Annotated in this window: 1 pseudogene; it reads right to left on the reverse strand. The window is 59.0% G+C overall.

The window, feature by feature from the left end:
- Positions 1-227 (reverse strand): annotated as a pseudogene (locus tag HMPREF2884_RS09515) (peptide ABC transporter ATPase); the annotation flags it as partial.

Genomic DNA, 227 nt, shown 5'->3' on the forward strand with positions numbered 1-227 from the left:
TCTGCTTCAAGGCGGTAGGGGCCACCGTCATCGACGTAGAAGTTGACCTGGTCGCCCTTGTAGACGTTGGGGTCGCCTTCTGCCCTGCCAGTGCCTGCGGGGTTGTTGTAGGACTGGTGGAGGGTGGGCTTGCCCGGCTCTAGGGATTGGGCGGCTTCAATGATTTGCGCCATCATTTGTTCCCAGGTCGGGCCGTCGTTTGCCTTGGATTTAGTGTCTTGAACAGC

This window comes from Rothia sp. HMSC073B08 (assembly GCF_001812975.1).
GTDB lineage: Bacteria > Actinomycetota > Actinomycetes > Actinomycetales > Micrococcaceae > Rothia > Rothia mucilaginosa.